Annotated in this window: 14 protein-coding genes; 13 read left to right on the plus strand and 1 reads right to left on the minus strand. The window is 51.8% G+C overall.

From position 1 onward, the window contains the following. Positions 1-12: 12 nt before the first annotated feature. The 13 genes from rplR to ACJJII_RS09035 all read left to right on the plus strand — a co-directional run bounded on the left by rplR (position 13) and on the right by ACJJII_RS09035 (position 7,530). On the plus strand, positions 13-363 hold the full coding sequence (gene rplR, locus ACJJII_RS08975) for a 50S ribosomal protein L18 (protein ID WP_282934392.1): 351 nt from the start codon (positions 13-15) through the stop codon (positions 361-363). A 10-nt stretch (positions 364-373) separates the two neighbouring features. Further along, on the plus strand, positions 374-880 hold the full coding sequence (rpsE, locus tag ACJJII_RS08980) for a 30S ribosomal protein S5 (RefSeq protein ID WP_282934391.1): 507 nt from the start codon (positions 374-376) through the stop codon (positions 878-880). 38 nt (positions 881-918) lie between these two features. Beyond that, on the plus strand, positions 919-1,104 hold the full coding sequence (gene rpmD, locus ACJJII_RS08985) for a 50S ribosomal protein L30 (RefSeq protein ID WP_020411402.1): 186 nt from the start codon (positions 919-921) through the stop codon (positions 1,102-1,104). A gap of 1 nt (position 1,105) precedes the next feature. Next, positions 1,106-1,540 carry a 50S ribosomal protein L15 gene (rplO, locus tag ACJJII_RS08990; RefSeq protein WP_282934390.1) on the plus strand — a complete coding sequence of 145 codons (435 nt, stop codon included), beginning with the start codon at positions 1,106-1,108 and terminating at the stop codon, positions 1,538-1,540. Between the two features lie 11 nt (positions 1,541-1,551). Then, entirely contained in the window at positions 1,552-2,898 is a 1,347-nt protein-coding gene (secY, locus tag ACJJII_RS08995) for a preprotein translocase subunit SecY (protein ID WP_444918919.1), read from the plus strand. Between the two features lie 41 nt (positions 2,899-2,939). Then, the gene (gene rpmJ, locus ACJJII_RS09000; protein WP_010133825.1) at positions 2,940-3,056 is read left to right on the plus strand and encodes a 50S ribosomal protein L36; all 117 of its coding nucleotides are present in this window, start codon (positions 2,940-2,942) and stop codon (positions 3,054-3,056) included. Between the two features lie 344 nt (positions 3,057-3,400). Then, complete coding sequence (gene rpsM / locus ACJJII_RS09005; protein WP_282934388.1) at positions 3,401-3,757, plus strand: 30S ribosomal protein S13; 357 nt, start codon at positions 3,401-3,403, stop codon at positions 3,755-3,757. 89 nt (positions 3,758-3,846) lie between these two features. Continuing rightward, positions 3,847-4,236 carry a 30S ribosomal protein S11 gene (gene rpsK / locus ACJJII_RS09010; RefSeq protein ID WP_020411406.1) on the plus strand — a complete coding sequence of 130 codons (390 nt, stop codon included), beginning with the start codon at positions 3,847-3,849 and terminating at the stop codon, positions 4,234-4,236. Between the two features lie 15 nt (positions 4,237-4,251). Next, entirely contained in the window at positions 4,252-4,872 is a 621-nt protein-coding gene (gene rpsD, locus ACJJII_RS09015; protein ID WP_108731669.1) for a 30S ribosomal protein S4, read from the plus strand. Between the two features lie 44 nt (positions 4,873-4,916). Further along, positions 4,917-5,921, plus strand: a complete 1,005-nt coding sequence (locus ACJJII_RS09020; RefSeq protein WP_282934387.1) for a DNA-directed RNA polymerase subunit alpha — start codon at positions 4,917-4,919, stop codon at positions 5,919-5,921. 123 nt (positions 5,922-6,044) lie between these two features. Next, the gene (gene rplQ / locus ACJJII_RS09025; RefSeq protein ID WP_108731671.1) at positions 6,045-6,431 is read left to right on the plus strand and encodes a 50S ribosomal protein L17; all 387 of its coding nucleotides are present in this window, start codon (positions 6,045-6,047) and stop codon (positions 6,429-6,431) included. 72 nt (positions 6,432-6,503) lie between these two features. Next, positions 6,504-6,761, plus strand: a complete 258-nt coding sequence (locus ACJJII_RS09030) for a YeaC family protein (protein ID WP_413664284.1) — start codon at positions 6,504-6,506, stop codon at positions 6,759-6,761. A gap of 133 nt (positions 6,762-6,894) precedes the next feature. Further along, positions 6,895-7,530, plus strand: coding sequence for a hypothetical protein (locus tag ACJJII_RS09035; RefSeq protein WP_444918920.1), 636 nt, complete (start codon positions 6,895-6,897; stop codon positions 7,528-7,530). A 56-nt stretch (positions 7,531-7,586) separates the two neighbouring features. Here the strand turns inward: ACJJII_RS09035 and ACJJII_RS09040 are convergent, their stop codons facing one another. Further along, entirely contained in the window at positions 7,587-9,041 is a 1,455-nt protein-coding gene (locus ACJJII_RS09040; RefSeq protein ID WP_413664286.1) for a pectin acetylesterase-family hydrolase, read from the minus strand. Positions 9,042-9,093: the final 52 nt, after the last annotated feature.

The raw sequence follows: 9,093 nt of genomic DNA on the forward strand, positions 1-9,093 counted from the left end.
TAGGGCATAGATATGAACGTTAAGAAAGCATCTCGCTTGCGTCGTGCACGTCGTGCCCGCGCCAAGATCCGTGAGCTGGGCGCCGTTCGCCTCACCGTGAACCGCACCCCGCGCCACATTTACGCACAGATCCTGTCTGCCGAAGGCAGCGCGGTATTGGCTTCCGCCTCTACCCTGGACAAGGACCTGCGCTCTGGTAAAACTGGCAACGCTGACGCTGCTGCCGCAGTTGGCAAACTGATCGCTGAGCGCGCGAAAGCCGCTGGCGTTGAACAAGTTGCCTTCGATCGTAGCGGCTTCAGATACCATGGCCGTGTTAAGGCTCTGGCTGACGCTGCCCGCGAAGCCGGTCTGAAATTCTAAGGGTTGAGTTATGGCTAGAGAGAAAGACAAAAGCAACGACGAAGGCCTGCAGGAGAAGCTGGTCCAGGTCAACCGCGTTGCCAAGACTGTTAAAGGTGGTCGTATCTTCGCCTTTACCGCACTGACCGTAGTTGGTGATGGCAATGGCCGCGTTGGCTTTGGTCGTGGCAAGGCGCGTGAAGTGCCTGTAGCGATTCAAAAGGCGATGGAATCTGCACGCCGCAACATGATCCAGGTAGACCTGAATGGTGACACCATCCAGTACGCTACCAATGGTCGCCACGGCGGTTCCAAGATTTACATGCAGCCCGCTTCCCAGGGTACCGGTGTAATTGCCGGCGGTGCTATGCGCTCCGTTCTGGAAATGGCTGGTGTACACAACGTATTGGCTAAGTGTTACGGCTCCACCAACCCGGTGAACGTAGTACGTGCAACTTTCAAAGCTCTGGAGCAAATGCAGAGCCCGGAAGATGTAGCTGCCAAGCGCGGTAAATCTGTCGAAGAGATTCTGGGCTAATCACAGCTCGGATTTAAGGTTATTGGTGGGTTAAGACCATGGCTAAGAAGACCATAAAAGTGACCCAGACCAAAAGCATCAACGGACGCCTGAAAAGTCATCAGGCGTGCGTTGCGGGTCTGGGCCTGCGCCGCATCGGCCACACAGTGGAAGTGGAGGATACTCCCTCCGTGCGCGGTATGATCAACAAAGTAAACTACCTGGTTAAGGTTGAGGGGGAATAACATGCGTTTGAACGACTTGTCTCCAGCACCAGGCCACAAGCACAGCGCCAAGCGCGTTGGTCGCGGTATTGGTAGCGGAATTGGTAAGACCGGTGGCCGCGGCCACAAAGGTCAGAAAGCGCGTTCCGGCGGCAGTGTTCGTCCGGGCTTCGAAGGCGGTCAGATGCCTTTGCAGAAGCGTCTTCCTAAGTACGGTTTCACCGCTCGTGTTTCTCGCTTTACCGCAGAAGTACGTCTGGCTGAGCTGGCGAAGGTAGAAAATGACGTAATCGATTTGGCAGCGCTTAAGAATGCCGATATTATCGGCAGCCATATTAAACGCGCCAAAGTGTTCCTCTCAGGTGAGCTGACCAAAGCTGTTACCGTTAAGGGTCTGGGAGTTACCAAAGGTGCAAAGGCAGCGATTGAAGCTGCTGGCGGTAAAATAGAAGACTAATCGAGGCGCCAATGGCACGACCAGGATCCGGTGGAAATCCCCTGGGCAACAGCAAGGGATTGGGCGAGCTTTGGGCTCGCCTTCGTTTTCTGTTTCTAGCGATTCTTGTTTATCGACTGGGGACACATATTCCGGTGCCCGGCATTGATCCGGAAAAGCTGTCAAACCTGTTTAACCAGAACCAGGGAACCATCCTTGGCCTGTTTAACATGTTTTCAGGCGGCGCCCTGGAAAGGATGAGTATTCTGGCGCTGGGCATCATGCCCTACATCTCCGCGTCCATCATCATGCAGTTGATGAGCGCGGTGACTCCCTCTCTGGAAGCGTTGAAGAAGGAAGGGGAGGCCGGAAGACGTAAGATCAACCAGTACACCCGCTATCTGACGGTAATACTGGCCCTGATTCAGGGGGTCGGTATGACTTTCGGCCTGGCAGGGCAGAACCTGGCTTACTCATCTGAGCCCGCGTTTGGTTTTTACTTTGTGGCGGTAACGTCACTGGTGACTGGTGCTGTATTTATGATGTGGCTCGGTGAGCAGATCACTGAGCGCGGTGTTGGCAACGGCATTTCCATGCTGATTTTTGCCGGTATCGTCGCCGGTTTACCCGGTGCCATCGGCCAGGCATTTGAACAGGCGAGACAGGGTGAGCTGCACATACTCATGCTGTTGATGATTGGCGTCATCGCTCTTGCTGTAGTGTTCTTTGTGGTTGTTATGGAACGCGGCCAGCGCCGCATTACGATCAACCACGCCAGGCGCCAAGCGGGACGTTACTCTGCAGCTCCAGCTGCACAGGCGAGCCACTTGCCGCTGAAGGTAAACATGGCCGGTGTAATTCCGGTAATCTTTGCCAGCAGTATCCTGTTGTTCCCGGCCACACTGGCACAGTGGTTTGGTCAGGGCGGGGAAGGTCTCGGTGCAGAGATCCTGCAGTGGATGGCGTTGCAGCTTGGACCAGGGCAACCGCTGAACATTATTCTGTTCGCACTGTTGATTGGTTTCTTCTGTTTCTTCTACACGGCGTTGATGTTCAACCCGAATGAAGTTGCGGATAACCTGAAAAAGTCCGGTGCTTATGTGCCAGGTATTCGCCCTGGAGAGCAGACGGCCCGCTATATCGATAGCGTGCTGACTCGCCTCACTCTGGTGGGTGCTGTATACATCGCACTGGTATCCCTGCTGCCGCAGTTCCTGGTGGTTGGGTTTAACGTTCCCTTCTATCTGGGGGGTACCTCACTGCTGATCGTTGTAGTCGTAGTGATGGACTTTATGGCACAGGTACAATCGCATCTGCTGTCGCACCAGTACGAGGGTTTGATGAAAAAATCTAACCTGCAAAGCTACGGTCGTCGCTAGGGCGTCGCCTGCTCGCAGTTTGATTGAATTGAGGTAAGGTCATGAAAGTACGCGCTTCTGTAAAAAAGATCTGCCGTAACTGCAAAATCGTGCGTCGCAAGGGTGTTCTGCGGGTAATCTGCAGCGCTGAGCCACGTCACAAGCAGCGTCAAGGCTAAGAAGGGGCCAGCCCCTTGCGGAGAGCGCCCTCAGGGCGCCTCTGTAAAAGCTGGAAAAATTCGCTACTCGATACAGCCCCGTATCGAATGGCAACACCCCGGGAAGTTTTTTGGGGTGGGAAGTTAGCAACAGCAAACTTCCAACTGGGGGCGTTGACTGTCGTCTTCATCCGCTTCGGGGGACCGATGCGGACGTTGGCTATTGCAAATTAGTGTCTGAAAAGCTATTCTTGCGCGCCTTTTTGGTGGCGCCGCCGGTTTTTTAGTCGCTGTCAGCGCCGAAATCAAAGTAGAGTCACATACTTAATATAAAGCAGTGACTCCAATACGTGGAGTACGCCTCTATGGCACGTATTGCTGGTGTCAATGTACCAGACCACAAGCACGCCGTAATCTCCCTGACCCACATTTATGGGGTTGGTCGCACTACGGCTAAGTCTATTTTGGCAGCGGTTGGTATCGCTGAATCCACCAAAATCCGCGAACTGTCTGAAGAGCAGATCGAAACCATCCGTGGTGAAGTTGCAAAACTGACCGTGGAAGGCGACCTGCGCCGTGAAATATCCATGAACATCAAGCGTTTGATGGACCTGGGTTGTTATCGCGGTCTGCGTCACCGTCGCAGCTTGCCGCTGCGTGGTCAGCGCACCAAGACCAATGCTCGCACCCGTAAGGGTCCGCGCAAGCCGATTCGCAAGTAAGCCTTAACTAAAAGGCGCGAAATCGCGGTTCAAGATGCCCCGTCCGGCTAATCGCCGAGGGGATTTGATACAGGATTTAGGATACTGGTATGGCTAAGCCAAAAACTACTGTTCGCAAAAAGGTCAAAAAGACCGTTGTCGACGGTATTGCCCACATCCACGCATCGTTCAACAACACGATCGTGACGATCACTGATCGCCAGGGTAATACCCTCAGCTGGGCCACCGCAGGTGGATCTGGCTTCCGTGGCTCGCGTAAGAGCACCCCGTTTGCAGCCCAGGTTGCCGCTGAGCGCGCAGGTACTGCAGCTCAGGAATACGGCCTGAAAAACCTCGACGTAGAAGTTAAGGGCCCTGGCCCCGGTCGCGAATCTGCCGTTCGTGCACTGAACAACTGCGGCTACAAGATCACCAACATCACCGACGTGACGCCTATCCCGCATAACGGATGTCGTCCACCTAAAAAGCGTCGCGTGTAAGAGGGGGCTGACAAAATGGCACGTTATATTGGACCAAAATGTAAACTGTCCCGTCGTGAAGGGACTGACCTGCAGCTGAAGAGTGGTGTTCGTCCGCACGACTCCAAGTGTCGCGCAGAATCCAAACCCGGTCAGCACGGCGCTGGTCGCGGTCGTCTGTCCGACTACGGTATTCAGCTGCGTGAAAAGCAAAAAGTTCGTCGTATCTACGGCGTACTGGAAAAGCAGTTCCGTAACTACTATAAGGAAGCAGCACGTCTGAAGGGCGCTACAGGTGAAAACCTGCTGCAACTTCTCGAGCAGCGTCTGGACAACGTGGTTTACCGCATGGGCTTCGGCTCAACTCGCTCTGAAGCGCGTCAGCTGGTTTCCCACAAAGCGATTCTTGTAAACGGCACTACCGTTAACATCCCTTCTTTCCAGGTTAAAGAAGGCGACGTTATCGCTGTACGTGAGAAAGCCAAGAAGCAGCTGCGTATCCAGAATTCCGTTTCCCTCGCTGCCCAGCGTGGCGATGTCGAGTGGGTAGACGTAAACGCGAGCAAACTGGAAGGCACTTTCAAGCGCACTCCGGATCGTGTCGATCTGCCGGCAGAGATCAACGAAAACCTTATCGTGGAACTGTACTCCAAGTAACAATAAGTCCACTTTAAGGAATGCAACTGTAAACAGGTATGGCTATGCAGACTGCTGTCAACGAGTTTTTGACACCGCGTCGTATTGACGTCACCGAGTACAATCCGAATCACGCCAAAGTGATTTTGGAGCCCCTGGAGCGTGGCTTTGGCCACACTCTTGGCAATGCGCTGCGTCGCATCCTGCTGTCCTCCATGCCGGGCTGCGCCGTCACCGAGGTGGAAATCGAAGGTGTCGAGCACGAGTACAGCGCGATCGAAGGTGTGCAGGAAGATGTAATTGAAATCCTGCTCAACCTGAAAGAAATCGCCGTTGTTATGCACGGTAAGGATCAGGCGGTATTGAGCCTGAGCAAAAAGGGCCCAGGTGCGGTGACTGCTGGAGATATCCAGGTAGATCACGACATCGAGATCGTTAATCCTGAGCACGTGATCGCCAATATTACTGGTGATGTCGAGCTCAACCTGCGTCTCACTGTAGCGCGCGGCCGTGGCTACCAGCCCGCCGATGCTCGTCGTGGCGAGGAAGAGGAAAGCCGTGCAATTGGCCGTCTGCAGCTGGATGCTTCATACAGCCCAGTGCGTCGCGTTTCCTACAGCGTGGAAAGCGCGCGTGTAGAACAGCGCACTGACCTGGATAAGCTGGTTCTGGATCTGGAGACCAACGGTACCCTGGACCCGGAAGAGGCTATTCGTCGCGCCGCCACTATTCTGCAGCAACAGCTCGCAGTATTTGTGGACCTGGAAGGCGAGAAGGATGCACAGCCGAAGGCTGAAGAGCCTGAAGTTGATCCGGTACTACTGCGCCCGGTAGACGACCTGGAGTTGACTGTACGTTCGGCGAACTGTCTGAAGGCAGAGAATATTTACTACATCGGTGATCTGATTCAGCGCACTGAAGTAGAACTGCTGAAGACGCCGAATCTTGGTAAGAAGTCTCTGACTGAAATCAAGGACGTACTGGCTTCCCGTGGTTTGTCCCTGGGTATGCGCCTGGAAAACTGGCCGCCGGCCAGCCTGAAAGGCGACAGCAAGTTAAGCCCCCTGTAAGCATTTGGTAGTCGCGACGGTGTCGTGATTAGTAGAAAGAACCCGAGCGGTGCTACAGCTTAGCGCGACACCGCTCCAGAACGACCTGCTGTGACAGCAACTTAGGTCGTAAGGAATTGAGTCATGCGTCATCGCTATAGTGGCCGTAAATTCAGCCGCACGAGCGCTCACCGCAAGGCCATGTTCAAGAACATGAGCGCCTCTCTGGTGGAGCACGAACTGATCAAAACCACACTGGCCAAAGCCAAAGAACTGCGCCGCGTTGCCGAGCCGCTGATCACTCTGGCTAAGAAAGACAGTGTTGCTAACCGCCGTCTGGCTTTCGCTCGTATCCGTGATAAGGATGCTGTGCGTAAGCTGTTCGACGAGCTGGGTCCTCGTTACGAAGCCCGTCCTGGTGGTTACATCCGTATCATGAAGTGTGGTTTCCGCGCTGGTGATAAGGCGCCGATGGCATACGTTGAGCTGGTAGACCGTCCTCAAGTAGAAGACGAAGCTGCTGAAGCTTAAGCGTTATTAGCCATAGCGCTACGGAAGGCCGGTCTTTGACCGGCCTTTTTTTTGCCATAAGGAGATTTTTGTATGTCTTTTGAGCAACTGTTAAAGAGTTTGAATCCCGAGATTGTGGGCAGCTTAAAGCGGGCCATTGAACTTGGAAAATGGCCTAATGGTGTTGCGCTATCCCCTGAGCAACGCAGCCTCTGCGCAGAAGCGGTTTCCAATTGGGAGTCCGCAAACCTTCCGCGGGAGCAGCAGGTAGGCTATGTGGCGCCGAAGACCAAGGATGAGCCCTGTGTAGGAAAAAAAGACGATGAGCAAGCTGTTAACTGGGTTGGCTAGCTAATCAGTCTGTAAGATATTGGCACTTTATTCATTGGTGAGGGCGTTATTTTCTTTCATGCTCTCCCAATTCTCTGCTTAGATAGTTACCGACAGACAAATACATAATTTCTAATTTGCTCGGTAACTAATTATGAAAAAGCTGATTTTGCTTGCCGGAGCAGTAACGCTCGCCGTTGTAGGGGTTGATCACTACGATATTGATGTGCGCTCAAGTGTGGCCAAGGTGCGCCAGATGATAGAGCCGCTAAAAGATGATAGTGAATTAGTAAAGAATATTTCTGACAGCATACCCTGGTCCCAGCTGGAACATGCGGAGGTCGAAGAGTTATTAAATCATCCTCGGGTTCAGGCTTATCTGGACCGTGAGAATATTAAGCAGGCGCTCAAGGACTACTTTGCAGACCTGGGCAATCTCTCTGGTGAAGAGGCCTGGGATGCAATTGAAAAAATAGAGCGGGAATCGCGTATTACAGGCTATGAAGCGCTTTCAATGAAGTTGGCTTGGCTGGAAAAAAATAGCCTTAACCAGGCAGAGTTCACCCAAAGAGCTGAAGAGCTATTTAATATTTATCGGGATAAAGCGCAAACGGTGATCAGGGATTACGACCCTCATGTCGAGGTTCCGGGCTTTTCCACCTATAAGGATCTTGAGCGCTCGATCGTTGAGGAAGTTCAGCAGATGACGTCCTTTCCCGATGGTATGAGTAGACATGAATACTTACGTAAACGCCTTCAGGACGCCCGTGAGGCGGTATATGGCAGTTAGGCTTTCTATCATTCAGCGCTGCCAGCTAGTTACCGGCAGCGCTGGGGGCATTTTAATTACATAAACAAGCCGATCAGATCATAGAACCAGTTACTATTGTCCTCATAATCTGAAACCTCATCGGTTTCGTATGCCCGAATCATTCCTCCACCGTTATGATTGACGATGTTGTCGAGGAAATCTTTTAATTCAAGCCCGTGCTCGGCAATCTCACCATAGTTTAAATCGATAATGGTTGTGCAGTGGCTCTCGTTCAAGTTGCGGAACATCGGGAAGTAATAGCCCCAGTTACTAGTTTGATCCAGCAGTGGAATCAAATTTTCATGGGTATCTTTCTGCCAGCGCTGTCGCAATTTATTTAAACGGGAGTCTGCATCGGGATCATTATAAATATCCTCATAAAATCTCTCGTAGGAGTACGATGAAAAATTCCCGTCAGCAAGAAAGTGCGTAATACCCAATCGATCTGAGGGGAATTTATTGGAAAGCGCAGCATAAAGTGAGGCTAGCTGATTGGCTTCGAATCCCGGTGTTATGGCTTTTAACATAGTGATGGGATTTTCCGAGCTTTCATCGCTATCGGCGGTATAGGTAGTCCAAGAGCGCAGCACTTCTTTATGTAGCGGTAATGAGGGATATTGGGTGCTGTCACTCCCGTCTAAAGGTGCCTGATAGAGAGGGCCTGAATCATCGAGGAGATAGCCATAATCGACATTCATATCCTCGCGCAATTTTGAATAATTAAACAGAGCACCAATACTGCCTGCACTACAACCCGCAGCGAGCATCTGCTTCGGTTTTTGCAAATTATTTTTCACCCAGGAAGTAACTGCCTGAACGTTGCGTAATCCATTGTGGTGCCAGATAAGGTCGGGGTTCTCGCCAGTAGTGTCCTCGTATATTTCAGTTTTATCGCCTACGTAGATATCCCCAGTGCAATACGGCACGTAAACCATATTCCACTCGCCAGTTTTATACTGGTCGTAGGGATGATGTGTATAAATCAAAGGGGATACGCCAGCGGTAGTAAGATTCTCGAAATTTGTAAAATCTAACAAGTGCACATTGCTTAGGTAATCATCGGGAATGCCATTGGGGTTGCGAGCCCCGCGAATACCAGCTTGTCCTGAGCAGCTTTCATAGTCCCAGCATGCCCCACCACCCTCGAAATAGAAAATGGTGTTACTGGTATCTGGAACACGGTGAACAAAGAACTTATAGGGTGATCCATTCCCACACATGGCACCTGTACTGGTAGGTACATCAATTTTTTGCCAGGTGTTGTAGTCGCCAGGATCAAAATCATCATTAAAACTGGGATCATCCATAGTTAGTGGATACATCCCTTCAGCTTGCTGTGAGGTGACTGGCGCATCGGCATTGGGTGGATCAAACAAATGCTTTAGGGTAGTCCAGAAGTTGTAATCACCCGGTTCTGCATTTGCATGCGCTGTGATAAGTAGAGAACTCGCTAAGAGTATTGAAATAAAACCACGGAGAATTTTTATCATTATTAATCCCCTTAAGGTATTGTGTGTTTTCTCTTTGGAATGTGCTTTGTTG

It is taken from the genome of Microbulbifer maximicatervae (SeqCode) (assembly GCF_052467825.1).